This is a genomic window from Xylanibacter oryzae DSM 17970 (assembly GCF_000585355.1).
Classification (GTDB): domain Bacteria; phylum Bacteroidota; class Bacteroidia; order Bacteroidales; family Bacteroidaceae; genus Prevotella; species Prevotella oryzae.
In genome coordinates this window covers 3,230,956-3,257,628 of the sequence record NZ_KK073873.1, presented here as the reverse complement: position 1 = coordinate 3,257,628, position 26,673 = coordinate 3,230,956, and the positions used below count along the sequence as shown (strand labels likewise).

The window sequence follows — 26,673 nt, the reverse complement described above, 5'->3', positions numbered from 1 at the left end:
AATAATTTCGGCTGCAAAAATACAACTTTTCGTAATAATATCATGCAAAAGTGATATTTTTTTTGCACCTTTGTACCATCATTTATAAATTGTGCAACTTTTATGCAAAACCTTCCGCATTATTTCCCGATTACAGACCCTACATGGATATTTTTTATTGTCCTGTGCATCATTTTGTTTGCACCTATCCTGATGGGGAAATTGCGCATACCTCATCTCATCGGTATGATACTGGCAGGAGTAATCGTAGGTCCGCACGGTTTTAACATCCTGGCACACGATAGTTCTTTCGAACTATTTGGCAAGGTGGGACTTTATTATATAGTGTTCCTGGCCGGTCTTGAGATGAACATGAGTGATTTCAGAAAGAACCGTATCAGGACGTCGACGCATGGCATTCTGGCTTTTGCGATACCAATGATTATCGGTTTTACGCTCAACACATCGCTATTGAAGTATGGTGTTCTGACGTCTGTACTATTGGCTAGTATGTATGCTTCGCATACGCTTATCGCTTATCCTATTGTTCTGAGATACGGACTTTCTCAGCATAAGAGTGTCACTATTGCGGTAGGAGCTACGGCCATAACAGATACGTTGACATTGCTTGTTCTGGCTATTGTGGGTGGAATTTTCAAGGGTAATATTACCGGCATGTTCTGGTTCTTGTTGATATTCAAGATTAGTCTTGTCTTTTTTATCATCATATATTTTTTCCCGAGGATAGCGAGACATTTCTTTCAGAGATATGATGAGAATGTCACTCAGTTCATTTTCGTTCTTGCCATGACTTTCCTTGGCGCGGGACTGATGGAGATTATAGGCATGGAGGGATTACTAGGTGCCTTCCTTACCGGACTTGTCCTGAACAGGTATGTTCCTAATATATCGCCGTTGATGAATCACGTAGAGTTTGTCGGCAATGCTCTCTTCATTCCTTATTTCCTTATCGGTGTAGGTATGCTGGTCAATGTGAATATCATTTTCAGTGGTCTGGGAACTATCAAAGTGGCATGTGTCATGATTGCTGTAGCTCTCTCAAGCAAGTGGCTTGCGTCTTTCGCTACACAGAAGATATTCAGAATGAAGAGTGTGGAGCGTGAATTGATATACGGTCTGAGTAACGCACAGGCCGGTGCGACACTTGCCGCAGTGCTTGTAGGATACAATATCATACTTCCCGGCGGACAGAGGCTCCTTGATGATGATGTACTTAACGGTACCATCATACTGATACTCGTTACATGTATATTCAGTTCGTTCACAACCGAACGCGCTGCTAAGAAGATAGCATTGACTAAAAAGAATAAACGCACAGAAGAGAAAATAGGTGATGATGAGAAAATCATCATACCGGTAGCACATTATGAGACGGCCGAGGAACTGGTAAAATTGGGCATAATGATGCGCAATTCCAAGTTGAACAGGGGTATTATAGGTCTTAATGTAGTGCTCGATGACCTTAACATATCCTACAATCAGGAGAAAGGCAAAAAGATGCTTGAGCACATGGAGATGACAGCCAATGCCGCCAATGTCAGGATGATTGTACAGAGCCGGATAGCAACAAATATAAGCAATGGCATATCGCATGCTTTCAAAGAATATTCAGCTTCAGAGATAATAATAGGTATGCACGATGAAGATGGTTCATCTAAGAGGGCCTGGGGCAGTATCACTCAGAATCTGTACAACGAAATATCGCGACAGATTATAGCGGTGAGATGCATCCAACCTATCAATACCCTTAGACGTATACAGGTGGCTGTGCCGAAGAAAGCGGAATTCGAACCCGGATTCTACAGATGGCTGGAACGCCTCAGCAGGATGGCGGGCAACCTGAATTGCAGGATACAATTCCACGGCAGTCGTGATACTCTTTCTCTTATAAATGAGTACATATTAAACCGGCATAATAGCGTAAGGGCCGATTATGTAGCTTTTGAGAATTGGGAAGATCTGCCCAAGTTGGCTATCAACGTGAATGAAGACCATCTCTTCGTTGTTATTACCGCAAGAAAGGGCACGATATCATATCAACCATCATTCGATGGCCTGCCGGAACAGTTGAACAGATTCTTCAGAAGTAATAGTCTCATGGTGATATTCCCCGACCAATATGGCGCGCCACAGAATATTATGACATTCTCTGTTATGCAGCAACCACTAGAACAGAATGCATATAAATATATTCATAAGTGGTTTAAGAAAAAGTTGAATGCTAAAATATAACAATTATGATAGATATTAAAGGAATAAAAAAGAGTTTTGGTCCTCTTCAGGTCTTAAAAGGAATAGACCTGCATATAGATAAAGGTGAAGTGGTAAGTATTGTAGGACCGAGCGGTGCAGGCAAGACTACTCTCCTGCAAATTATCGGAACATTAGACAGACCGGACAGTGGTACTATCGTTATTGACGATATTGATGTCAGTAAACTAAGTACAAAGCAACTGTCTGAATTCCGTAATCAGCATATCGGTTTCGTGTTCCAGTTTCATCAGCTTCTACCTGAGTTTACTGCCATAGAAAACATCATGATACCTGCATATATCGCAGGAAAGTCTACAGGTGATGCAAAGAAAAGAGCACTAGAACTACTTGACTTTATGGGATTGTCTGAGCGAGCACAACACAAGCCTAACGAACTTTCAGGTGGCGAGAAGCAGCGCGTAGCTGTAGCTAGGGCACTTGTAAACAATCCGGCCGTGATTCTGGCAGACGAACCGTCAGGAAGCCTTGACTCTAAAAACAAACAAGAACTACACCAGCTATTTTTTGACTTGCGCGACAAGTTTGGACAGACATTTGTTATCGTAACACACGATGAGAATCTGGCTCATATCACTGACCGCACTATAAAAATGAGAGACGGACTGCTGGAAAATGAGACAATAGTGGAAGATTCAGGAATAGCTTCAAAAAAAGATTCGAATGTTGCCGACAACGCAATTATAAATAATGGAGAGTTAAAAACAGAGGAGGAATAATATGGAAGAATTAAAGTTAGGCGACTACAACCGAATGACGGTGGTGAAAGAAGTAGATTTCGGCATGTACCTTGATGGCGGAGAAGAAGGTGAAATATTATTGCCTACACGTTATGTACCTGAAGGATGCAGAATCGGTGATGAATTGAATGTATTTTTATATCTAGATAATGAGGAGCGACCTGTAGCTACAACTCAGAAGCCACTTGCTAAGGTAGGTGATTTCGCCTATCTTGAAGTGTCGTGGGTAAATGAATATGGCGCATTTCTGAACTGGGGACTTATGAAAGACTTATTCTGTCCTTTCCGTGAACAAAAGATGCGTATGGAGATTGGCAACAAATATATCGTTTATGTAACAATTGACGATGAGAGTTACCGCATGATGGCATCTGCCAAAGTAGAACATTTCCTTTCTAAAGAAAGAGTACCTTATAATAATGGTGATGAAGTAGATCTGCTGATTTGGCAAAAGACTGATTTAGGATTCAAAGTCATCATTGATAATGCCTTTGCCGGTTTGATCTACGAAGATCAGATATTCAAGCATATCACAACAGGCGACCGCATGAAGGGTTATATCGCCTGTGTACGCGATGATGACAAAATAGATGCGACTCTACAACCTACCGGCAGACGACAGACAGAAGAATTCGCCGACACACTTCTACAATATCTTAAGGATAATGGCGGCAGTTGCAACCTTGGTGACAAGAGTGATGCAGACGAAATATATAAGCGCTTTCAGGTGAGCAAGAAAGCTTATAAGCGAGCAATTGGCGATCTGTATAAAAAGCATCTGATTACTATCGAAAGCAATGGCATTAAGTTGGCGTGAAGTGTAAATTAAGAGTTTGAGACCTGAGACTTTTGTGACTTTTGTGACTTTTGTGACTTTTGTGACTTTTGTGACTTTTGTGACTTTTGTGACTTTTGTGACTTTTGTGACTTTTGTGACTTTTGTGACTTTTGTGACAAACTTATGATAATGAACTTGTGCAAGAATGCACAAGTTCATTGTTTTTATATAATGTCATTCAATACATGTTTTAATATTAAGTGAACTGTAAAGTCAATCTAATATTTAGAAAGCAAGAATACAAAATACTGAAAACTAGAATCTTGGAAATATTAAAAAAGCAGGCGTTTTATGTTAAAAACATAGAAAAAAGAAACACAATAAAAAAAAATATATACCTTTGCATCAACAATTTTGTTGAACAATTATGACTAAAAGCAAAGACAACAATACAGAAGAAAGAATTTTGGCCGCCGCCAAAGAGATCTTTTTGAGAGATGGCCTACAGGGAGCACGCATGCAAGACATCGCTGACATGGCCTCTATCAACAGGTCTATGCTACATTATTATTTCAGAGACAAAGAAATGTTATCTCATGAAACAATGAAATCTGTTATCTCGCAATTTATCAAGACCTTTAAGGAGAATCTTAACTCTGACATCTCGTTTAAGGAAAAGGTAAGAAACTATATTGCCACTGAGGTGGATTTTGCTTACAACAACCCAAACATGCTGATTTTTGGTCTTCATGAGGCGTCAAAAGATCCCGATTTCTTTAAGAAGATTGTGAATAACAAACGTAGTACTAACTTTAGGAAACAAGTAAAAGAGGCATACGAAAATGGAGAAATAACAACTAAAGATTCAGAGGAGTTCGTCATTACAGTTTCTAGCCTTTGCATGTTCCCTTTCATAGCCGGACCACTGTATATGATGATTTTCAGATGGGATGAAGAGAAATGGGAAAGTTACCGCAACGTTCTGAAAAAGAATTTGCCCAAAATGATAGAACAAGTTATAACCAAATAGGTATAACTTTTTTTTGCCCCAAAATCAACAAAATTGTTGAACAATATAGTACAACATTAATGAGGAGATTGATAAATGAGTACATTTCATAGAAGAATATTTGATGCAGCAATGTTGGCTTTAATAAATGGGATGCAAAAATATTCGTTTCACCGATGTTATCGTATAGGTTCACCGATAAAGTATTGTATAGTAATTGTTTGACATATACCTTTGCATCGTCAAATCAATCGAAACTGAGAGGGTCTACGATCTTTGACTGATGCAAAACAGAATAAAAAAAGGATAAAAAAAATAGTTATAGAAGTGTTATTATAGAAACAAAAGTTATGAATGCGTTAAAAGAAAAAATCATTTTCGGCAAATGGATTGTATTAATCGCCGGGATCATTTACCCCATGTTCGCCTGTTCTCAGGCATGCAGGCACTACACATTAGATGAACTAATTAGTTCGGCATATCAGAAATACCCTTATGCCAATCGGTTGGATTTAATAAAAAGACAAGGCAGCGAGTCGGCCAAAGCCATTGACACAGAATGGCTCACACATGTATCTGCATCGGTCAAGAGTTCTTATCAATCTGAAATTTCGGCTATTAATATACCGCAAGATATTGAAGACAAATTCGGCATTAATATTGATGGTGGTAAAAAGCTGCAATACCAAGGCGGACTGTCTGTATCTCAACTTATTTACGACGGAGGTACAGGTTCTATTAAGAAGAGAATCAACAATTTAGACTATAGTACGAGGACTAATCAGGTAAAATCTCAGATGCTGCAGGTAGAAGATGCTATTGACAATTTGTTTGAGAACATCTTGCTTACCAAGGAACAAATCAAAGCGGTTCAATTCAAACGGACTGATTTGGAATTAAGAAAGAAAGATGTCTCAACGGCCATCCAGAATGGGATATCTCTAAAGACTGATATGCAAGAAATAGAAGCAAATATTATCCAACTAAATCAGCAGGAGACGGAGTATCGCATGTCGCTACGCCAACAGTATATCACACTATCCTCTTTCGTACAGCAACCTATCGACTCTACGGCAGTGCTTGAACTTCCCGGTACAGCAAATATCATTGACCATAATTATTCGGCACGCCCAGATTATGAAATATTCGGTTTACAGCTCAAGAATGCGGATTGCAAACTGAAAGAACTCAATACAGAATTCGTGCCGAAATTATCACTTTTTGCCAACGGATATTATGGGCGCCCAGGTCTGAATATGATGGATTATTCTAATCACTATTCAGGAATCGTAGGCGTATCTATGACATGGAATATTGACGCATTATACAGCAATACACACCAACGAAAGTTAATATCTATTGACAAGGAAATGACTAGAAATCAACAGTCTATCTACGAGATCGACATGAATAGACAAATAGATAATCTGAATGTCGATCAGGCTAAAAACCGAGAGTTGGCCAATAGTGATGATAAGATTATAAACATACGTTCTAACATAAAAGATGTAGCGTCAATACAGTTGAGAAACGGTTCGATAACGCTAACAGATTATCTAATAAAACTGAATGACGAGGCTCAGGCTATGGTCAACAAGTCTATCCATCACATTGAGTACTTAATGGACGGAGCAAAAATGAAAACTTTACTGAATAGGAACAATTAAAAAAAACAATAGGAAGATGAAAGCTTTAAATATGAAATCTAAAAAGATGTTGATGGCAGCAATAGCAGTGGGAGTTGTCGTCTTGTGTTCGGGATCTGTAATAGCATACGACGGCTGGTGCCAGGAGTCGACCGACGATGCCTATATTGACGGGAATATCATTCCATTGCGAACTGCCGTCACAGGATATGTCAGCAAGGTTATGTTTCAGGATAACCAGAAAGTAACAAAAGGAGATACCGTAGTGGTGTTCGACACTGTGGGATTGAAATCTCAGATAATGCAGGCCGAGGCTCAGGTGGTATCTGCCCAGACCGAACTGGAATCATGCAAGAAACAAATATTGGCTTCAAAATACGGTGAGACTACAGCCGATTTCAATGCAGGCTCTGCCAAAGAGAATGTTTCGCAGGTCAAGGTAAAAGTGTGGCAGGCACAAAAGGATTTTCAGCGAATAGAGAAGATGTACAAGTCGGGAGCTGCCACCCAACAGACTTATGATAACATGAAGGCTACATGGCAGATAGCAAAGGCACAGGAGAGGGCTTCCGACAAACAGTTTAACGCCATGGCCACACAAGAGTCGACCACCCGTCTTCAAACTAATATACACTGCACTCAACTAAAGCAGGCGCTTGCTCATATCAAGCAGGCTTATGCCCAACTTACTCAGGCTAAAGACCAGTACAAACATGCTTTTGTAACAGCTCCGTGCAACGGCATTATATCTAAAAAGAATGTTGAACCGGGACAGTTCGTACCATCGGGCACAGCACTGGCTTCACTAATCAGTACATCTGATATCTGGATAACGGCGAATTTCAAAGAGACCCAACTAGACGATATGAAAGCCGGACAGACTGCCGTAATTAAGATTGACGCTTATCCGGGACTTAGACTGAAGGGCAAGATAGAAAGCTTCTGTGCTGCCACAAGCAATAAGTTCTCTTTGTTACCGGCCGAGAACGCAACCGGCAATTTCATAAAGATAACACAGAGGATTCCGGTACGCATCAAAATAGCCAATAATAACGAAAACAAATCACTCTTGCCGGGAATGAATGCCGTGGTATCTGTAAAAACAAAATAAGATGCAAAATAATGTTACAACTTCAAATGCCGAGTACCCAACCGGAATTGTCAGGATTATTATCGTAGGTACATGCATCGTTGCTTCGTTACTGGCCATCATAGATTCGACAGTTGTCAACGTTTCACTACGACATATAGCAGGAAGTATCGGTGCCTCAACTACTGATGTAGCGTGGGTAATCACCGCATTTGCCATCTCTAATGTCATCATTATTCCTCTAAGCGGAATGCTCGCCGAATTGTTTGGAACGAAAAATTATTTTACAGCGTCGATTCTAATCTTCACGCTAGCCTCGTTCATGTGCGGCAATTCAAGCGAATTATGGGAACTCGTATTGTGGCGATTTATACAGGGACTTGGCGGAGGTGCTCTGATGACACAGTCGCAAACCATTCTGGTAGCATCTTATCCTCCTGAAAAACTAGGCATAGCGAGTGTCATTTATGGTATGGGCATTGCAGCCGGTCCTGCTCTCGGTCCTACCCTTGGTGGATTCATAACCGACAATTATTCATGGCATTGGATATTTTATATCAATGTACCTCTGGGCATATTGGCAGCCGTCACATCATGGTTGACGATACCTAACGATAAGAATTACCAACGAAAGGGAAATATTGACTGGTGGGGCATTCTCTTTCTCTCCGTCGGGATAGGTAGTCTGCAATATGTGCTCGAAGAGGGCAACTCAAAGAACTGGTTTGACAGTAATATCATCATCCTGTTCAGCCTCATCGCGGCAGTTGGCCTCATCGCTTTCGTATACACAGAAATGATACAGAAAATACCGGCCGTGAACATCCGACTCTTAAAGCACCGCAACTTGTCTATCGGCATCATGTTCAACTTTATCATAGGTGCCATACTCTATATTGCGGTGTATACATTCCCGCTGATGGCTCAAATCAACCTTGGTTGGACCGCCACAATCAGTGGAATGTCACTTATGCCGGGAGCGATCCTGTCTACCGTAGGAATGATTTTCTCGCAGAAGGCGATCGACCGTGGTGTAGACCCTAAACTACTTATAATATGCGGATTCTTATGTACATTCATCTTCGGCACGTGGATGAGTTTCCAGTCAGAAGGCTCATCATATTCAGGTCTGTTTGTTCCGCTTCTCTTCAGAGGTCTCGGCATAGGTCTGTTTATGCTGCCGGTAATCATGATGTCAATACAAGGTTTGACCGGAGCCGACCTTGGTCAGGGTGCGGGATTGGGCAATATGGCTAAGCAATTGGGCGGAGCTGTAGGTCTGGCGCTTATAGGAACTCACATATCAGATGCACAGGCCATGTATCAGTCGCAGTTGTCGTCTAACATCAACATATATTCTAACAACGCCAACGAAACTATGCAAGGTGTATCGCACATGCTGCAAAGTTCGGGAATGAGCACCGGCACTGCCGACGGCATATGCAACACTTTGTTAGGATCAGAAGTTCTGCGAAATTCAGAATTACTGAGTTATCTCTCATCTTTCAGGATGCTTGCTGTAATCAGTCTAGTGTCATTATTTTTCATGTTTTTCTTAAAAAAGAGGATTAAAACTTCTAAGAATGAAAGCAACGATTAGTCTTTTCAGTTACGCCTGCACGGGATGCGGGAGATGTATTCGTGCCTGTCACAGGAATGTATTAAAAATGGTAGACAATGGAATGTCACGTTTTATAAACACAATCAACGAAGACGACTGCATAGGATGCGGCAGATGCGAATCGGCGTGTAAGAACGATGCAATAAAAATTGTCGGTTATCTGTAAATATCATTATATTAAAGGAATCCCAAGTACTCAATCGTTTTTATTAGCGAATCCGTTCTTGGGATTTTCCATTTTACGATGTTTCATTAGCTGTACAATAATTTACCCTCCGATATATGCCATGATGACTGTAGGTTCGGTTATAAGTAGTGGTAGTTGGCTGCGGTAGTTGGGTGCTTGGTATTTTATCATAGTTGTCGGTTTTTGAGGGGAATGGATTTTTAAATTATATAATGTTTTTTATCACGGATAATCACTTATCCTCCGTCACTTCGTGACACCTCTCTAAAATTGCCTGTTCATTATACTTCAATTATTAGTCTCTGACGTTTAACTTAATAGTCAGCTTTGTGTTTTATTGTCCCATCTGCGTTTTAGATGAGCACCCCGAGGGGAGATGGATAAGTACGCCAGCAATAGCAATAAATCTGTAATAGTAATCAAAAATCATCACAAGAAAGGTAATACAGCTATGCGCTTAAACTTAAATAAATATCAACAGCATAAAGTTTTTTTGATTTTTTGTTTCATGTCCGAAACATATGGTTTTCTCCGTTTGCGGAGCGGTTCTTCTCATCGTGAGAAGTAGTTTGTGTTTTCCAGAACTCGGTTCATTCTTGTCCGATATTGGCAATGTCAGTGAGCTTTGCTTGGACTGTCTGCGGCAGTTGATCAATCTGTCAGACGGTGGCGGCGCGGCTTGTTATCATTAACGTTTGCAAAGGTACGAACTTTCTCGCAATCTTGCAAGAGTTTACCCATACAAACTTCATTTCGGCCGAAAGTAGAGCCTCAAAAACTGCGCTGAAAAGCCTATTTATACAGGTGTTTTCAGCGATACCACAAATTTCATTCCCGGCAGTCTAATCATTCACCGTTTGTTGACGAAAAGTAAAAAGTCTCAAAAGTCTCAGGTCTCAAAAGTTTTTTTCGATAAACCATGTTGCCCACTTTCAAATCGTAAGTAATAATATTATAATTAGGCTTGTTTTGGCTCAATATTGGAAAGTTGATTTTTACCTTTGAGACCTGAGACTTTTTACTTTTCAAGAAGATACAAATAATGCAAAATATTATTACATAGCAAACGTATTAGCGCGAGCTATAATGTAAATTATTTTGATATATTTAAAGTTTCCATGAAACGTGCGATCACTTCAGGTTTACCGGTATGCTTGCCGTCATCTTCGCTCAGCTTGCAGGTATCATTATAAAATGTCCACGCCTCTGTGATTTTTGCAGCCACAAGTTTTATTACGATATTCATCGGTTCAATACCATCAAAATCGTTCGTAAAATGTGTGCCTATGCCAAACGAAGGCAAGCAGAAATCCTTTGCATATTTCTGAATTTCGATAGCCCGGTCAGTATCAAGACCATTACTGAATACCACCTGTTTGGTGCGGGAATCTATGCCTAACGACTGATATTTATTTACAATTTTCTGCAACTCCTCACGATTATCCCCGCTATCAATACGTAGACCTTTAAACAAATTTGCAAAGTCCTCCGAGAAGTTCAGACTGAATATATTCCAACCAAAACTATCATATAGATAAGTCCCCAAAGCTCCACGAAAAGTATTGCGCCATGAGTTCATTGCTATGTGATTAGCCATCTGAGGCCCATACATTCCACCTATAGCACACACGAACTCATGAGCCATCGTGCCAACCGGAGTGAGGTCGTACTTCATCGCCAGATATACGTTGCTAGTGCCAACAAAACGTCCCTTCCACTGTCGACTCGCATAGCAGTCTTTCATCGCTTTTACTATCGTATCTTCAGCTTTAAACGAAGCTCTGCGACGAGTTCCAAAGTCACTGAACGTACATCCTGCCTCTAACAGACGTTCGGCTTTACCCATCGTCTTATCGTAGTAGGCTTCGTAGTCGAGCTTCTCACTTTGTCCTGTCATAATGTAATACAGTTCAGAAATGATGGCCAGCACTTTCACCTCCAATAGTATTGTGTCAGACCAACTACCCTCAAACTCAACGTGTAAGTGTCCTTCGTCATCTTGCCAAGCCTTCACCCATTTGCGGTTGAATCTGAAACCTTTCAGGTAATTATAAAACCAGTGCGGAATATACGTGCACTTACGTACCATGAATTCTGTTTCTTCATCTGTAATAGAAAGATTTTCCAGCATAGCAATCTGTTCTGTCAGTTTTTCTGCAAAACCTTCAGGATAGACAGTGTTGTTTCTGTCGGCAAACGAATATTTCACCTTTGCACGTGGAAAATTGTCTATTACTGCACAGCACATTGTGAACTTATACAAGTCATCGTCTGTGAAGTGGTTTATTATCTGTTTCATAGGTTTATTCTTTGCCTTTTTTATTACATCTCTCGTTCATCATTCTTATTCAGAATGCCAAAGGTAACATGTTTTTTCCGAATACTATAATTTTCATGTATAATTGTACAGATTATGCAGGCAATGAAACTATTGAGACATTCATATTTATAATGTCAGTTCAAAAAGTAAAAAGTCTCAAAAGTCTCAGTCTCAAAAGTTTTTTTTGATGTACAATGTGTCTTTTCCTGATTTCAGTAAATATGGTTATAACTTCGTTTACACAAATTCTAAAAACATAGAACCTCAAGACAAATGAAGTTTTTAAAACATGAAAGGATATTGAACATCATCAATTGTAAAAACAATTTTAAAATGATCCGACTGCTTATATTTGATATTAAAAGATCCCGAATACTCCGTTTGATTCTGAATAGTATTGTCTTTTGCATAGCCATCATTCAACTGTTGTCTAATAGCATTCTGTCCATTTGCATAATTAGAACAAATAGCGCAAGCGTTCTGTTGGGCAACATAAGCAGCAGCACTATTATAAGTAACTGTATTTGCGTATCCATATGTAGATGTATATGCATTGCCATACAATCCACCTACGGTATGAGAATTGGCTGTATATGATGTTGCAGACCTACTATAGCTAGCACTAGCAGCACTAAGACCCTCACCCACTGCCAGTAGTACATTATTCAACGTCTGCCTTGAAGACACTTTTTTGTCATATTCAGTAGAGGTTAGTACCTTCAAGGGATAAGTCTCGTACACAACATCACCAATATAGAAATAGCCTTCAGCCTTGACATGCGAAAGAGAAAAGAGGATACTCTTACCACTAAAATTTTTTACATCTACATTAACATTAAAGTATTTACCATATTGGCTAATTACGTGTACCGATATTGAAACGATTATATTGTTCGAGTTTATATAATATACAGTGTTCCCATTTTTTATATACGATCCGGTCTCTTTTACAGGTGTCGACGAGACAAAATTATTTATATCTTTAAAGCCATCACGTTTCAAAGTATCCACACTTACGCCATAGAAATTTAAAGAATTAGGGTCTTTTTCACTTTCAATAATATCGAAAACTTGAGCAGTCGGTATTTTTTCAAATTCGAGTACAAAGTTATGCTTTTGTCCCACGCTATCAAAAAGCATATAATTCTTTTCGGCCTCAGAGTTTATAGGCAAATTGATACTATGTATAAGACGATACTTCTTATTATTATTTTTTATTTGGATACACGCCCGATCATTAATAGTGCAATATTTCACGCCCTTCTGACTAGTATAGCTTACAAATACCAAAGTACTTGAATCCCTGTAATCCACATGAACGATATTCATTTGAACAGGAAACTTTTCAACACTCACATTCGAATATTGTGCAAAACCAATCAGGCGTCCTATTACCAAAAAGGACATTATTAACATATTCTTCTGTAATAGAGATCTTCTCATAACTATTGCTATTTAAGGTTACAAATCTAGTTATCTCAATTTGTATGCAAATATAACAAGAATAAATTAATATCAACCAATAAAATGACTAAAAAATAACAAAAATATTGTGTTTTTATAATTTCAATCAAAAACGAACAGAAAAATTATGTAATCCCTTTTCGTAAAAATAATTAATAGTCCAATGGTTATAATCACAGATAGACTTTACTATAGCCAAACCTAGCCCATTACCTTTTTGGGTTAAAGAACTACGGTAAAACCTCTCAAAGATATGGGTGGAATCCAAAGACCGCTCTTTGGAAGTGTTAGTAACAGTAAGCGTAGAATTCTCCAAACTGATAACAATTTCGCCATCAGAATAATTGTGTCTGACTGCATTTACCACTAGATTGCTTATCAAACTTTCAAGCAACACTTCATTACAGTCAACCGTCAATTTATCGTTCTTGATTTGTAAACGTATGATAATACCATCTGCTAATAGTTCGAGCGAAGGAATCAACGATTGTATTTTTTCTGCTATATTGACTTTCTCGTTAAGCTTATATTGTGCATTTTCGATCTTGGCAAGGAGTAATAAGTTGCGATTTAACTTTGACATCCTACTAATCTCATGATATATATCTTGCATCAGTGTGGCCTGTTCTTGAGTAAGGTCTTTATCCTGTAAGAGAAGATCAAGTTTACTCTGCACAATTGCCAATGGTGTTTGCAGTTCGTGAGATGCGTTCTCTGTAAATTGCTTTTGCACTTTATAGCTTTGCACATTCTGGCTAAGAATACGCTTTAAAGTAGTATTCAACTCAGCAAATTCTTTTACATTAGAAGTTTCAAACTCAGGCACACTTCCATCTTCAACCTTAAAGTGACTAATCTTATGAAGTGTGTCATAGAAAGGCCTCCAAAGTTTTACAGGCACAAACCTCATAATCAAAAATATGGACATTCCCAATATCATTACCATTGACAGAATTTGTATCACCAAACCTACCACAGTATCCAGTTGAAAATCAAGCCTTGGTTTGGGTATGTGAGCCATTGCCTGCACCCTTATCAGGTCTTCCGCATAATAATGAGTAATGATGAAATAGAACAGCGGAGCTGCCATAAGCAAGATCGTAACCATAAAGATTGTGAACCTTGACATCAGTAAATTAGCAAGAGTTTTCTGTTTCATTCTTCTATCCATTTATAACCCATACCATAAATAGTCTTAATGATTTCTGTACAGCCACATTCTGCCAACTTGGCTTTCAAGTTCTTTATATGGCTGTAGATAAAGTCGAAGCTGTCGAGCATGTCAGCCATCTCGCCACTCAGATGTTCGGCTATAGCAGATTTTGTTATCACCTTACCTCTGTTGCTTATAAAGAAGAGAAGCAGCTCGTATTCCGTCTTAGTCAGTTCGATGGGAATGTCATTAACTGTAGCCTGACGCTCTAAAAGATTGATAGACACAGCAGCCGATTGCAGTATATTGTTGGCTGAAAATTCTTTTCTTCTAATAAGCGCATAGATACGCATAGAGAGTTCAGGCAGCGGAAAAGGCTTTGGCAGATAGTCGTCTGCACCAATTTCCAGTCCTGTAAGTTTGTCATCAAGAGAGTCTTTAGCTGATATTATTATTACACCTACCGGATTATGACACTTTCTTATTTCGCGCAGAATGTCAAGTCCATTCCCTCCGGGAAGCATCAGATCAAGTAGTACACAATCATAATCGTATACACCAACTTTCATTTTGGCATCACTGAAATTGAAAGCCTGTTCGCATAAATATTTCTGACTTTCCAGATAGCTACGTATGCTGTCAGACAATTTTTTTTCGTCTTCAATAATCAATATTTTCATGCTTTGCTCTTGTTGATTACGAATGCAAAGATAGCTTTTTTTATTTATTATCATTTCTATTGACAAATAAAATTAGACATGGCAGTACAATTAATAGTAAAGGCAATCCTGCACAGAAGCCACCAATAACAGCGATAGCAAGCGGTTGTTGCATTTGTGAGCCTACCCCTATCCCTAATGCCAAAGGCATAAGTGCAAGTATGGCGCTAAAAGCAGTCATGAGTTTCGGACGTATTCGAAGAGCAATGGCATAGTCTACGGACTCAGATACAGTGCCGCCCCCCTTCATATTCATATCGTATTGATTAATGGTGAAGATCGCATTCTCTGCAATAATTCCTACAACCATAATAATACCTGTATAACTACTTACGTTTAGAGGAGTACCTGTAAGATAAAGAACTATCAGACTACCGGTTGCACCAATAACTGCAATGAAAAGAATGGATAATGACATAAGCCACTTGCGAATTAGAAACATCAACACGGCAAACACCAATAACACGGCTAGACAGAGAATCAAGGCTAGTTCTTGAAAAGACTGTTGTTGCTCAGAAAAAGCTCCACCAAATTGAACAGTATAACCCTGTGGTAAATTGAGTTTTTGCTTGAAAGACTTTTGCAGATCTTTCACCGCATTACCAAGATCTCGTCCATCAAGTCTTGCTGTCAATGTGATGTTACTCTTCAAGTTTTCTCGTTTCTGTTCTATTTCGCCCGGTATTACTTTCGAAGTACAGAAAAAGTTAACAGGGCGTGTAGTTCCATCAGGCAGGAATATTGGCTGCCGGGATATTCTTTCGGGGTCGTTTTCGGAAAAATTGGTAAACCTAAGCAATATGCGACGCATCTGCTCACCATCCTGAATGGATCCTATCTGCAATCCACCCGTCATTGCCGCTTGCGATGGATCGGGCTCTATAATGTTTGCATTCTGACTGAGAGGCATACCACCTACATAACAAGAAAGCTGCTCACTAAAGTTATCTAATGTGATGCCATATTGCGAAAGAAGTTGCTCATTTGGAGTATAGACAATCGACGAGCCTGCAGGTACTAATCCGTTGTCTATATCTACTATTCCTGTGGTGTTCTTCATTATTTTTTCAGCCTGAGCAGAAAACTGCTGCAATCTATTATAACTATCTCCAAATAATTTTACTTCTATAGGCCTTGGCGTACTTATCAAATCGCCCAAAAGATCGGTAATGCGCTGACCGAACTCTATCGTCATCAGTGGCACCCTACTGCTTATTTCTCTTCTCAGATCACTGATTACAGCCGGAGTAGATTTACGATGGTTAGGTTTCAATTGGATAAGATAGTCACCAAAGTTGGCTGGGCATGTGCTGAAAGCCATATCTACAGCCGTACGGCGAGAATATGTTTCTACCTCAGGATTACTTATTATTATCTTCTCCATCTGCCGGCAGAGGCGGTCGGTCTCTTCGATGTCTGTACCGGCAGGCGAATGATAATCCAACACAATAGATCCTTCATCTAAGTCAGGTAAAAATCCGGTCTGCATATTCTTATAAGCAAAGTATCCGCCAAAGATTATTGCTATCACAAATATAACCGAGAAAGATGGACGTCTGTACACCCATGTGAGCCAACTAACATTGCCGATAGCTGCTTTTTCCATACCCTCTTTGCTCCGACCGGCATGCCTTGGCTTGAAAATGGTATGATTGGTAAGTGCCAGATACAATGTTGGCAATAAAATCCAAGAGATAAAAAACGAAGCAACCAATGTAAGCTCCATCGTGGTAGCCAAATCTCTGAAAAAGCTACCGGCCAGTCCACTCATCAGTCTGAATGGAAAATAGATGACTATAGTAGATAACGAAGACGCCACCATGGCCGGGAACAGATTGTGAATGGAGTCTTTAATCACCATCAGACGGGATTTGCCTGGGTATTCTTCCTGTTCACGATAAATCTGTTCTATGATTACTACAGCATCGTCTAAGATAAGTCCTACTGATGCGGCTATGGCACCTAACGACATCACGTTAACCGTGATTCCGACAAGACTAACCAGCAGAATACTAAAGCCAAAGGTCACAGGTATAGATAGAATTACAGCCAGGCTAGCTCTCCACGATCTGAGGGCTATGACCATCACGATAAGGGCAAGTACCAAACCTTCAAAAATTGTATGCACAACACCTGAAACACTATTGCTGACAAAAGCACTCTGATTGTAGTAAGGTTTCAATTCATATCCTTTTGGCAGGGCTTTTAGAACATCTTTTTGTTTCGCTTCCACATTTTGAGCAAATGTAAGTAGATTGATTCCAGGCTGCTTCACTAAGTCTATCAATACAGCATCATCTCCGTCTGCATTTATTTTAAGAAATTCTTGCTGATTTTGCATTTCTACTCTTGCTATATCAGAGAGCCTGACAGTTCTGTTGCTACCATTGCGTATAATGGTATTCTCCAACTGTCGCATGTTTCTTATTCTTGTGTCTGTAAGAGTCAAATACAATCGATGATAATCAGCCACTTGTCCGTTACCCTCAATGAAATTAGTTTGCTGAAAAGCATTTTTAATATTTTGGGGCGTTAATCCCAAGCTCGACATTTTTATGGCATTCGGAATAATCACGAACTCTTTGGCCTTACCTCCATGCACGACAACATTACTGATTCCATCTACCTGAGAAAACAATGGGCGCACAATAAGATTAGCTACGTCTCTCATCTCTATCTGGCTGTGTGTCTTGCTCTTAAGTGTGTAGCCATATACAGGGTACAACGACTGGTTCATTACTTCTGTAGAAATAACAGTACCGGCAGGAAGAAAATTTTTAATTTCATTCACCCTACTTTCCAATTGTGATTTCTGAGCATATATGTCAAGTCCCCATTTAAAATAGACCTCAATAGTACAGCTGCCTCTACTAGTACTACTCTTTACTATTGTTACACCGGGGACTTTTTTAACAGCACTTTCCAATGGTTTTGTTACCGATATCATCATACGGTCTATCGGTTGTTGACCTGCATCGGCTATCAGTGTTATTCTCGGAAACTCAACTTCAGGAAAAAGCCCTTTAGACATATTTATATAACTGTATACGCCTGCCAATAATAATAGAATACCGACAAATATTATCGGTTTCATATACAGCTGATACATGGATTGTTTCTGCATACTACTCATAATGATTATTTTACATTTACAAGAGCGTCTTCTGAAAGTCCATAGGCTCCACTTAATACAATCCTATCTTTTGAAGAAAGTATTGGTGATATTATTTCTATATTTCTTTTGTCGCGATTACCGGTAGTCACGAAAACTTTTTCTACCGTGCTGTCTGTCTTTAATCTCATTACCCAATATTTAGTCATATTGTCATCACTCTGAACAGCTTCTATTGGTAGAGTCTGACGTTTTTTCGAGCCTTCTGAATTTAAGTTTATCAAAGCTTTGGCAATAAGGCCTGCAGGCAATGAGAGGTTTTTAATCCGCGCTACAAAGTCTATCGTCTGGTCACTTCCGTCTATTTGCATTAATGGTGAAGAAAGTGTTGACTTGATTCGACTACCATCCGGTAAGACAATTGTACACTTAGTGCCTGTATGGATTTTCTTGCTGTATTCTGACGGAATCTTTATCTTAAATACAAGACTTGAGATGTCTGTAAGAGTACAGATTAGACTTCCTTCTGTTACAAAACTTCCTGTCTGTGGCCCTACAGACATTACTATTGAAGGTTTGGATGCTGTAACAGATGTAGGCGCAACATTCATTTTGAGTGCGTGCTGTTCTGCACTAATCATCGAAAACAAAAAACCGCCTCTGTTAATATGCTCGCCTGGTTGAATTATTATTCTTTTGACAAATCCGGTGACAGGAGCAGTAATTTGTGTTGTATGCAGGTAGTCTGTTTCAGCTTGAAACTCTAACTCTTGCTGTATGTGCCCTTGTCCAACTGATGTGATTGTTATTTCTGTGTGTTGCTTTTGCTGAGCATCTTCGTTGTTTTGTGTTTTCTTGCAACCCACCATAAGTATTATTAATGGTAGATAAATCAATAGTTTTTTCATATTACCAGTTCCAATAATTATACGTATTCATCAATATATTTCTGTTAATTTTCAATTCGTTTAGAGAACTAATCTGACGTCTGTAGTTACTGAAAACATTTACATAATCAACAATTGAACGTCTTCCGGCCATAATTTCTTTTTGATAGTCAGAAAGTAACTTACGGTAATCGTCTAATTGCTTACTGCCGTTGCTTATCTGTAGGTCTTGTGAATTAATTAATTGCAAAAGCTCACTGATTCTTGTTCTTCTTACAGTTTCTGCATACTGCTGTTCATTTTGAATAGTATTCTGCTGGATTTTCATTTGTCTACTACGGTTTTTCAATTGTTTACCATCATAAAGTGTCAAACTGAAATGTAAGCCGGCACTCATTCCCCACCTCTTATATAGATCCATATATGTGCCGGTTTGGGTACCCCCACTGACGTATAAGAACAGTTGTGGACGATATTGGTTTAGATAAGTTTTATAGGTAGACTGAGCTTGTAAACTGTCAAGTTTGTATTGTTCAAAGAATTTAGAATGAGTATAATCAGGTAATTGCTCTTTTATATTTACTTGTACAAGTATTGAACTGTCATTGATTCCGCAGATTGTATTCAATTCGGCTCGATGTGTAATATATGATTGCATGGCCGCTTGTCTGAGATTCTCGTTTGTCTGCCGTTCTATCTTTAAAAGCTGAACATCTGTAGGACTTGTTAATCCATTATTTGAGAGTTTGCTAACTATATCTATTTGTTTTATTAAAAGACTGTCTATTGTCAGAAAAGAATGTTCATTCTCCATATCCAGTTGACAGAGCAGATATTGTTCTGTAATTTGTCTGCTCAGGTCATGAGCAGTAAGATTTATATTGTTTTCTGATATGGATTGATTGATCCTAAGTAGTTCCTGCTCTTCTTTAAGTCCTTTGCCCCCAGTCAAAGGTTTCGTCCAGTTTAGTCCTACATTAATATGACTGCTACTTTGTCCGAGGTCATATCCATAAAATTTGCTTGCATTCTGTGCATCAATCTTGAAACTAGTTTTCCCATCGTCAGTAGATATAATTGGTACAAAAAGCAAATCGCCGGTTAACTCCAGATGCGAATGTATGTAAACAGATTTCAACCTTTGCATTTCTTCAGCGTCTATCATTTTCTGATTACGATTAGATACTATAAGAGGACTATTTTTGATTGCTTGTGCAACGAAATAATCTAATGTATGCTGTGAAGATGATGGTATTGCCCAGATTGCAGCGAAAATGGTGAGTATCAACAATTTTACTTTCATAGTTATTATTGCACGTATTTAGAAACTTACCGAGACTCTGGCGCTAAGGGTCATTATGTGCATGTATTCACCGCTATTCTTATTAGCGGGAGACTGTATATTATAATCAAGGAGAAGGCTGCCTACAAGACTGGAGCGTATTTGATAATCAAGAGAAGCCCCTGTACCGATAATCAGTCCATGATTCTTGCCTATTTCTATTTTACCAATCGTTGTCTTGGGATACCAAACCTCTCCGGCAAGAAGTTTACTGCCTATTCGCCAACGTGGAGTAAGTGGCAGAGAGAAATATGGCCCTACAGCCAAAGAATAAAAGTCGAACGTATTATTGGGTGCATCTGTCCCATTTACGATATATTGCAGATTAGAAATAGAAGCTTTACCTCCAAATCCGATATTAGGATTGATAAACCAAGCGCCTTCGAGGCCCAGGGTAGTACCTGTGGAAGTCTGAAAAGCATTCTTTTCATCAAGATCGTATTTACTTAAAGGCAAGTTGAAACCCATATATAGGCCAAGGAAAGAAGGGTTGGTATGATATAGAATCATATTTTGCATTTCATGATCAGAAATATTACGGCCTTTGTCCTTACAGATAACGTCAGCCAGCCAATAACCCATCTCTGTCGAAATGATACCGATTCCTGCTCCAACCATCACATCACTCAACCAGTGCTTGTTGTTAGCCATACGCATCAGTCCTGTAGCTGTTGCCACACTATAAGCGCCAACGCTAACCCAAGGACTCAAATATCCATATTCTTTACTTAGCATAGTAGCTGTCATAAAAGCAGTGGCTGTGTGCCCGGAAGGAAAGCTATGATTGTTTGATCCATCCGGACGCATCTCATTTGTCACATTTTTTAATCCTTGTGTTGTACCGGACATAATTGCAGTGGCAAAAGCATCACTCAACAGCATGCGCCCCCAAGAGCTTCTACTTTTTACACCTGCCGCTTTAAGTCCAACCATCACTGCAGCTGGTGCGAATTGGGTGTAATTATCAAGATTTCGATGGAATTCGGGCATGAAATCATTACGAAGTCTACTGAATTTTGTATCCTGATGTTTCTCTATTAGTCCACCTATGATTAAAGGCACACCCAAATAGATAGCATTAAACCAATGAGTCTGCGAAATATGGTCTAGAAAGCTCTTGTTTTTAATACTGTCAACAAAAAGCGTATCTACATTTTGCGCTTTTAAGAACGTATGCTGCCCAAAAGCAGGGATACTTAGAAAAATAAATACTGTAAGAATAGAATTCTTCATAAAATGAATGTTTTGAGTGTAGAATAAATTGTAATTAGCAGTAATGTCATAAAGAGAACTATCAGTATTAAGTCAGGCCTTTTTTGAGTACCGACAGTAAAATATTTTCCTGTAAATTTGAATGTAAAATAAGCCAACATAAATCCTAAGATAGCACCACATATTATATCGCCAGGATAATGTACTCCTAAATATATGCGCGAATAGCAGGTGAATAATGCAAAAATGACCATACATATCCGGGTCCTTTTATCCTTAAATATCAACCACAGCCACGTAGTAATTGCTACAGTATTAGTGGCATGTCCTGATACAAAACCATGCAAGCCACCATGATAATCATTAACATAATGCAGCATATTATCAATTGCAGGATCATGAGATGGCCGCAATCTACCGACTAGAGGTTTAATAACACCTGATGAAAGTTGGTCTGCAGCAACCAATATGAGCGAAAATATTATTATGAACAGTATTTTGTGTCTAACGGTACCTTGACATGTTTTCCACAGCATAAACAAACAAACAGCAAAAAGCGGAAACCAAATACGCCCGTCTGAGAATGTGTACCAAAATGTATCAATCCATTTACCTCCATCAAAATTAAGCAGCAACATCAAATGTCTATCTAATGAAACAAGTTCTGTCATCATATATTTTCTATCTTATTATACATTTACTAAAAATGAGACCGCATTTGCCGTCATATATTCAAATTAAATCGAATGCAAAATTATGGGCCAACTTTGTAGAAAATCTGTAGCTTTTACTTCATAATTATTAATAAGAGGTAAACATAGTTTAAATATTTAGTATACTTCCTTGATTTTTTGTAATTGGTAATGCATAGACATCCGCCATAATAAAAAAAAGGCTACCTTTGCTTCTGCAAAAATAGCTTTATATTATGTGGAAATTTTATGCTTTGCTGTCAGCACTATTTGCCTCTTTGACAGCAATATGTGCAAAGGTAGGTGTTAAAAACATCAATTCGGATTTAGCAACGGCTATCCGAACTTCTGTCATCTTAACATTAACGTGGGGTATTGTGTTTTTCGGGAATCATCAGACGGAAATAAAAGAAATTAGTCGTAACACTTGGACTTTCCTTATACTTTCGGGTGTAGCTACAGGCTTGTCGTGGCTTTTTTATTTTAAAGCCATACAGCTAGGAAATGTTTCCAGGGTTGCTCCTATAGATAAGTTGAGCGTAGTATTTACTATAATCCTAGCATTCATATTTCTACACGAACGAATAACATTGCAAGTTGCCATTGGCGCGATCCTCATCGCTTCAGGTAGTATACTAATGATAGTATAAATAAACGAAATATAGCATATTGTATTTAGAGTAGCTTATTTATGGAAGCATCCTTCAAGGCAATATACCGTAAGCTTTTCTACACAATTATTGCTCTCACATGTTTTTCTCATATTACATTTATCGCATAAGTCTGCAACTCTTGCGTCCAGAGTTCCATTCTTTTCATGAAGAGAATATAGATACTTCAAATATTTACCTTCTGCTATACGGTTAATATTATCTTTAGATTTGTATCCCATCCATTCGTAAAGTCTTTTACCTCCTTTAGATGAATTGCAACTCTTACATACCCTAACTACATTGTCTGTAATGTCCTCTCCGCCACAGATACGTGGTAAGATATGTTCAGTGGTTAAATCTTTCTTTTCGCCACAATAGATACAAACGTCCGGATTTTCTTTCTCTTTAAGCCACTCCCTAACAGCAGACGACCAATGGATTTCGCCAGAGCATAGTTGTTTACAATAATGCATATCCATTCTGTAATTTTGTTTACCGAATTTTGAAGCGTCTGAGATAATTTTTGCATACTGCCAGTATATGAGCTGGCGTACGGTTTTAATCATTGGAGGTGGCATAGTATATGTATTTATGTTATTACTTTCTTTTAACAAAGATACGTAAATATTCTCAAATTAATAAAGATATGAAGAAATAAGTTGCGTTATAATCACATTTTATAGAATAAAAATAGTCCCGACTCTCAATGAATCGGGACTATTTTTTATTATTATGAAATTCTATTTTTAGAATTCTGCTGTATTAGGCGTTCTTGGGAATGGTATCACGTCGCGGATATTCTGCATGCCTGTAACAAACAGGATGAGACGCTCGAAACCTAATCCGAATCCACTATGAGGACATGAACCCCACTTACGTGTATCAAGATACCACCACATATCCTTCATAGGAATGTTAAGTTCTTTGATACGACCTATAAGTTTGTCGTAGTTCTCTTCACGCTCTGAACCACCAATAATCTCGCCTATCTGAGGGAACAATACATCCATAGCTCTTACAGTCTTGCCATCCTCATTCATCTTCATGTAGAAGGCTTTTATCTCTTTAGGATAATCTGTAAGAATAACAGGACGCTTAAAGTGCTCTTCTACTAAGAAGCGCTCATGCTCGCTGGCCAAGTCGACACCCCAATATACAGGGAACTCAAACTTATGACCTTTCTTTATGGCGTCTTCAAGAATATTTATTCCTTCAGTGTATGGCAGACGTACGAAATCGTGCTCTAATACGAAATGTAAGCGGTCTAGCAATGTCTTATCGATCATGTTGTTGAGGAACTCCAGATCATCCTGACATTTTTCAATGGCCCATTTCACACAATACTTGATAAAGTCTTCTGCCAAATCCATATTGTCTGTAATATCATTGAAAGCTACTTCCGGTTCTATCATCCAAAACTCTGCCAAATGGCGTGGAGTGTTTGAATTCTCTGCACGGAATGTTGGTCCAAATGTATATATGGCTCCAAGTGCAGTGGCTCCAAGTTCGCCTTCGAGCTGACCACTAACAGTAAGACTTGTCATCTTGCCGAAGAAGTCGTCGCTATAGTCTATCTTGCCATCTGCATCTTTTTTAAGATCATACAGATTCTTTGTAGTTACCTGGAACATCTGTCCGGCTCCCTCACAGTCACTGGCTGTAATAAGAGGTGTATTGAAATAAAAAAAGCCGTGCTCGTGAAAATATGAATGGACCGCCATTGCCATATTGTGGCGAATGCGGAATACTGCTCCAAATGTATTAGTACGCAGACGGAGGTTAGCATGCTCGCGAAGAAACTCCATAGAATGACCTTTCTTCTGCAATGGATAATCTGCTCCACAAGGACCAAGAACTTCTATTTCGCGACACTGTATCTCTACCGTCTGGCCTTTACCCTGGCTCTGCACCAATTCTCCATTGATGCTGATACAGGCACCTGTAGTAACATCTTTTATTATATCCTCGTCGAACTTGTCTATCTCAACTACTATCTGAACATTCTTTATTGTAGAACCATCGTTAAGAGCGATGAAATTGACAACTTTGCTACCACGGCGGGTACGCACCCATCCTTTTACATTTACGATAGAGCCATAAGCGGTACTTTTGAGTACATCAATGACTTTTGTTCTACTTATCTTTTCCATTTTCTACTTTTTCTTATCTTGTTGATTTGTGTTTATTCAAATGCTCCCATACGAAGCATTTCTACCTCTTGCTGTGTAAGGTAACGCCAGTCTCCGCGGCGAAGATTCTTCTTCGTAAGACCAGAGAACTGTACTCGGTCTAGTTTGACAACGCGATAGCCCAGGCTCTCAAATATACGGCGAACGATACGGTTCTTACCGCTATGGATTTCAATTCCTATCTGACTCTTATCCATATCATCAGCATAAGCAATGCTATCTGCATGAACTTCACCGTCGTCGAGGGTTATACCTTGAGCAATCTGTTCCATATCATGAGCTGTTACATTCTTGTCAAGATAAACATGATAAATCTTTTTCTTCAAGAACTTAGGATGTGTAAGTTTGCTGGCCAGATCACCATCGTTAGTAAGAAGTAGTACTCCTGTTGTATTGCGGTCAAGACGACCTACAGGGTATATACGTTCTGAACATGCATTCTTTACAAGGTCCATAACGGTCTTGCGCTGCTGAGGATCATCACTTGTAGTAACATAATCCTTAGGTTTATTTAGAAGCACGTAAACTTTTTTTTCCAGACTTACGGGTTGATCGTGGAACTTAACCTCATCTGAACGCTTTACTTTCGTTCCCAATTCGGTTATAATTTGTCCGTTTACAATAACGACACCTGCCTGTATGAATTCGTCAGCCTCACGACGGCTGCAAACACCTGCGTTAGCAAGATATTTATTAAGACGAATCGGTTCGTTAGGGTCTGTATGCTGTTCTTTATATTCTATTCTCTTCTTTAGGCTATACTTTGCATTTGGATCATAGTCGTCTGAATGAGGTCTGTTATAACCACCATTATTATAGCCGCCACGCTGACCGTAGCCACCGCCATTGTTGTAACCACCGCCGTTATTGTAACGCGGACGATAGCCACCACCCTGTGGGCGATCTCCATAGCCGCCTCTTTGCTGATAGCCGCCTGCATTTTCGCCATCTCCACCATTATTATAGCGTGGACGATAACCGCCTTGAGGGCGATTCTGACCATAGGCACCTCTTTGCTGATAACCGACATTTTCGCCATCACCACCTCTTGACTGATAGCCACCTGCATTTTCGCCTTCGCCTCCATTATTATAGCGTGGACGATAACCGCCTTGAGGACGATTCTGACCATAGCCGCCTCTTTGCTGATAGCCGCCATTTTCGCCTTCTCCACCATTATTATAGCGTGGGCGATAACCGCCTTGAGGACGATTCTGACCATAGCCACCTCTTGACTGATAGCCACCTGCATTTTCGCCATCACCTCCATTATTATAGCGTGGACGATAGCCGCCACCATTATTATAATGTGGGCGATAAGGACGCTGCTGAGATTGACCGGACTGGAGTCCTGAGCCAAAACCTTCCGGGCGGAATCCTTCGTCATCACCACCTGTGTTTGGTCTATTTGATGAATAAGAAGACTGCGCATGTATGCGTGGGCGCTGTGAGCGTCCACCATTATTATGATAGTCTCTCGAATAATTGTTGTACTGACCTGTTGGTTGATAGCCTTCACGGCTTTTTTCATTCTGTTCGCCAGATACGTCTTGCTGAGTTTTCTCGTTTTCTAAATCCATGATAGTAT

At 39.3% G+C, this 26,673-nt stretch carries 21 protein-coding genes; 9 read left to right on the top strand and 12 right to left on the bottom strand.

Translation table 11 applies throughout. The annotated features are described in order from the left end of the window. Positions 1-102 precede the first annotated feature (102 nt). The 8 genes from XYLOR_RS13045 to XYLOR_RS13720 all read left to right on the top strand — a co-directional run bounded on the left by XYLOR_RS13045 (position 103) and on the right by XYLOR_RS13720 (position 9,321). Complete coding sequence (locus tag XYLOR_RS13045; RefSeq protein WP_036880316.1) at positions 103-2,232, top strand: cation:proton antiporter; 2,130 nt, start codon at positions 103-105, stop codon at positions 2,230-2,232. Positions 2,233-2,237: 5 nt separating this feature from the next. After that, on the top strand, positions 2,238-2,990 hold the full coding sequence (locus XYLOR_RS13040) for an ABC transporter ATP-binding protein (RefSeq protein WP_084608626.1): 753 nt from the start codon (positions 2,238-2,240) through the stop codon (positions 2,988-2,990). Between the two features lies 1 nt (position 2,991). Continuing rightward, positions 2,992-3,828, top strand: a complete 837-nt coding sequence (locus XYLOR_RS13035) for a CvfB family protein (protein WP_036880314.1) — start codon at positions 2,992-2,994, stop codon at positions 3,826-3,828. A 388-nt stretch (positions 3,829-4,216) separates the two neighbouring features. Continuing rightward, on the top strand, positions 4,217-4,819 hold the full coding sequence (locus XYLOR_RS13030) for a TetR/AcrR family transcriptional regulator (RefSeq protein WP_051509017.1): 603 nt from the start codon (positions 4,217-4,219) through the stop codon (positions 4,817-4,819). A gap of 329 nt (positions 4,820-5,148) precedes the next feature. Next, on the top strand, positions 5,149-6,465 hold the full coding sequence (locus XYLOR_RS13025; RefSeq protein ID WP_084608625.1) for a TolC family protein: 1,317 nt from the start codon (positions 5,149-5,151) through the stop codon (positions 6,463-6,465). Between the two features lie 16 nt (positions 6,466-6,481). After that, entirely contained in the window at positions 6,482-7,555 is a 1,074-nt protein-coding gene (locus tag XYLOR_RS13020) for an HlyD family secretion protein (RefSeq protein ID WP_051509016.1), read from the top strand. A 1-nt stretch (position 7,556) separates the two neighbouring features. Continuing rightward, a complete protein-coding gene (locus XYLOR_RS13015) occupies positions 7,557-9,134 on the top strand; it encodes a DHA2 family efflux MFS transporter permease subunit (RefSeq protein WP_036880311.1) in 1,578 nt (525 codons plus the stop codon). Next, positions 9,118-9,321, top strand: coding sequence for a 4Fe-4S dicluster domain-containing protein (locus XYLOR_RS13720; RefSeq protein WP_084608624.1), 204 nt, complete (start codon positions 9,118-9,120; stop codon positions 9,319-9,321). The genes XYLOR_RS13015 and XYLOR_RS13720 overlap by 17 nt, the downstream gene beginning before the upstream one ends. A gap of 1,114 nt (positions 9,322-10,435) precedes the next feature. Here XYLOR_RS13720 and pncB read toward each other — a convergent pair. The 9 genes from pncB to XYLOR_RS12965 form a co-directional block, all read right to left on the bottom strand. Then, positions 10,436-11,641 (bottom strand): nicotinate phosphoribosyltransferase, encoded by a 1,206-nt coding sequence (gene pncB / locus XYLOR_RS13005; protein WP_036880308.1) that lies wholly within the window; start codon positions 11,639-11,641, stop codon positions 10,436-10,438. Positions 11,642-11,944: 303 nt separating this feature from the next. Then, positions 11,945-13,105 carry a hypothetical protein gene (locus XYLOR_RS13000; protein WP_036880307.1) on the bottom strand — a complete coding sequence of 387 codons (1,161 nt, stop codon included), beginning with the start codon at positions 13,103-13,105 and terminating at the stop codon, positions 11,945-11,947. A gap of 127 nt (positions 13,106-13,232) precedes the next feature. Continuing rightward, complete coding sequence (locus tag XYLOR_RS12995) at positions 13,233-14,285, bottom strand: sensor histidine kinase (protein WP_036880305.1); 1,053 nt, start codon at positions 14,283-14,285, stop codon at positions 13,233-13,235. Next, positions 14,282-14,959: a response regulator transcription factor gene (locus tag XYLOR_RS12990; RefSeq protein WP_036881137.1), complete on the bottom strand. Its 678-nt coding sequence runs from the start codon at positions 14,957-14,959 to the stop codon at positions 14,282-14,284. Before XYLOR_RS12990 ends, XYLOR_RS12995 begins: the two co-directional genes overlap by 4 nt. A gap of 40 nt (positions 14,960-14,999) precedes the next feature. After that, positions 15,000-18,131, bottom strand: coding sequence for an efflux RND transporter permease subunit (locus XYLOR_RS12985; RefSeq protein WP_084608623.1), 3,132 nt, complete (start codon positions 18,129-18,131; stop codon positions 15,000-15,002). A gap of 5 nt (positions 18,132-18,136) precedes the next feature. After that, positions 18,137-19,018 (bottom strand): efflux RND transporter periplasmic adaptor subunit, encoded by an 882-nt coding sequence (locus XYLOR_RS12980; protein WP_036880303.1) that lies wholly within the window; start codon positions 19,016-19,018, stop codon positions 18,137-18,139. Position 19,019: 1 nt separating this feature from the next. Beyond that, positions 19,020-20,300 (bottom strand): TolC family protein, encoded by a 1,281-nt coding sequence (locus XYLOR_RS12975; protein WP_036880302.1) that lies wholly within the window; start codon positions 20,298-20,300, stop codon positions 19,020-19,022. A gap of 18 nt (positions 20,301-20,318) precedes the next feature. Then, positions 20,319-21,572, bottom strand: a complete 1,254-nt coding sequence (locus XYLOR_RS12970) for a phosphatase PAP2 family protein (protein WP_036880300.1) — start codon at positions 21,570-21,572, stop codon at positions 20,319-20,321. Continuing rightward, complete coding sequence (locus XYLOR_RS12965) at positions 21,569-22,225, bottom strand: phosphatase PAP2 family protein (protein WP_051509014.1); 657 nt, start codon at positions 22,223-22,225, stop codon at positions 21,569-21,571. Before XYLOR_RS12965 ends, XYLOR_RS12970 begins: the two co-directional genes overlap by 4 nt. A 254-nt stretch (positions 22,226-22,479) precedes the next feature. Between XYLOR_RS12965 and XYLOR_RS12960 the strand changes: the two genes are divergently transcribed. Then, positions 22,480-22,893 carry an EamA family transporter gene (locus tag XYLOR_RS12960; RefSeq protein ID WP_036880298.1) on the top strand — a complete coding sequence of 138 codons (414 nt, stop codon included), beginning with the start codon at positions 22,480-22,482 and terminating at the stop codon, positions 22,891-22,893. A 35-nt stretch (positions 22,894-22,928) separates the two neighbouring features. Here XYLOR_RS12960 and XYLOR_RS12955 read toward each other — a convergent pair whose 3' ends face one another. The 3 genes from XYLOR_RS12955 to XYLOR_RS12945 all read right to left on the bottom strand — a co-directional run bounded on the left by XYLOR_RS12955 (position 22,929) and on the right by XYLOR_RS12945 (position 26,665). After that, a complete protein-coding gene (locus XYLOR_RS12955; protein ID WP_245602019.1) occupies positions 22,929-23,462 on the bottom strand; it encodes an HNH endonuclease in 534 nt (177 codons plus the stop codon). 180 nt (positions 23,463-23,642) lie between these two features. Continuing rightward, the gene (gene asnS, locus XYLOR_RS12950; RefSeq protein ID WP_036880293.1) at positions 23,643-25,046 is read right to left on the bottom strand and encodes an asparagine--tRNA ligase; all 1,404 of its coding nucleotides are present in this window, start codon (positions 25,044-25,046) and stop codon (positions 23,643-23,645) included. A gap of 32 nt (positions 25,047-25,078) precedes the next feature. Continuing rightward, positions 25,079-26,665, bottom strand: a complete 1,587-nt coding sequence (locus tag XYLOR_RS12945) for a pseudouridine synthase (protein WP_036880291.1) — start codon at positions 26,663-26,665, stop codon at positions 25,079-25,081. Positions 26,666-26,673: the final 8 nt, after the last annotated feature.

Coding starts and splice junctions, on each gene's coding strand:
- XYLOR_RS13045 (WP_036880316.1), top strand. CDS start 103: ATGCAAAACCTTCCGCATTATTTCCCGATTACAGACCCTACATGGATA.
- XYLOR_RS13040 (WP_084608626.1), top strand. CDS start 2,238: ATGATAGATATTAAAGGAATAAAAAAGAGTTTTGGTCCTCTTCAGGTC.
- XYLOR_RS13035 (WP_036880314.1), top strand. CDS start 2,992: ATGGAAGAATTAAAGTTAGGCGACTACAACCGAATGACGGTGGTGAAA.
- XYLOR_RS13030 (WP_051509017.1), top strand. CDS start 4,217: ATGACTAAAAGCAAAGACAACAATACAGAAGAAAGAATTTTGGCCGCC.
- XYLOR_RS13025 (WP_084608625.1), top strand. CDS start 5,149: ATGAATGCGTTAAAAGAAAAAATCATTTTCGGCAAATGGATTGTATTA.
- XYLOR_RS13020 (WP_051509016.1), top strand. CDS start 6,482: ATGAAAGCTTTAAATATGAAATCTAAAAAGATGTTGATGGCAGCAATA.
- XYLOR_RS13015 (WP_036880311.1), top strand. CDS start 7,557: ATGCAAAATAATGTTACAACTTCAAATGCCGAGTACCCAACCGGAATT.
- XYLOR_RS13720 (WP_084608624.1), top strand. CDS start 9,118: ATGAAAGCAACGATTAGTCTTTTCAGTTACGCCTGCACGGGATGCGGG.
- pncB (WP_036880308.1), bottom strand. CDS start 11,641: ATGAAACAGATAATAAACCACTTCACAGACGATGACTTGTATAAGTTC.
- XYLOR_RS13000 (WP_036880307.1), bottom strand. CDS start 13,105: ATGAGAAGATCTCTATTACAGAAGAATATGTTAATAATGTCCTTTTTG.
- XYLOR_RS12995 (WP_036880305.1), bottom strand. CDS start 14,285: ATGAAACAGAAAACTCTTGCTAATTTACTGATGTCAAGGTTCACAATC.
- XYLOR_RS12990 (WP_036881137.1), bottom strand. CDS start 14,959: ATGAAAATATTGATTATTGAAGACGAAAAAAAATTGTCTGACAGCATA.
- XYLOR_RS12985 (WP_084608623.1), bottom strand. CDS start 18,131: ATGAGTAGTATGCAGAAACAATCCATGTATCAGCTGTATATGAAACCG.
- XYLOR_RS12980 (WP_036880303.1), bottom strand. CDS start 19,018: ATGAAAAAACTATTGATTTATCTACCATTAATAATACTTATGGTGGGT.
- XYLOR_RS12975 (WP_036880302.1), bottom strand. CDS start 20,300: ATGAAAGTAAAATTGTTGATACTCACCATTTTCGCTGCAATCTGGGCA.
- XYLOR_RS12970 (WP_036880300.1), bottom strand. CDS start 21,572: ATGAAGAATTCTATTCTTACAGTATTTATTTTTCTAAGTATCCCTGCT.
- XYLOR_RS12965 (WP_051509014.1), bottom strand. CDS start 22,225: ATGATGACAGAACTTGTTTCATTAGATAGACATTTGATGTTGCTGCTT.
- XYLOR_RS12960 (WP_036880298.1), top strand. CDS start 22,480: ATGTGGAAATTTTATGCTTTGCTGTCAGCACTATTTGCCTCTTTGACA.
- XYLOR_RS12955 (WP_245602019.1), bottom strand. CDS start 23,462: ATGATTAAAACCGTACGCCAGCTCATATACTGGCAGTATGCAAAAATT.
- asnS (WP_036880293.1), bottom strand. CDS start 25,046: ATGGAAAAGATAAGTAGAACAAAAGTCATTGATGTACTCAAAAGTACC.
- XYLOR_RS12945 (WP_036880291.1), bottom strand. CDS start 26,665: ATGGATTTAGAAAACGAGAAAACTCAGCAAGACGTATCTGGCGAACAG.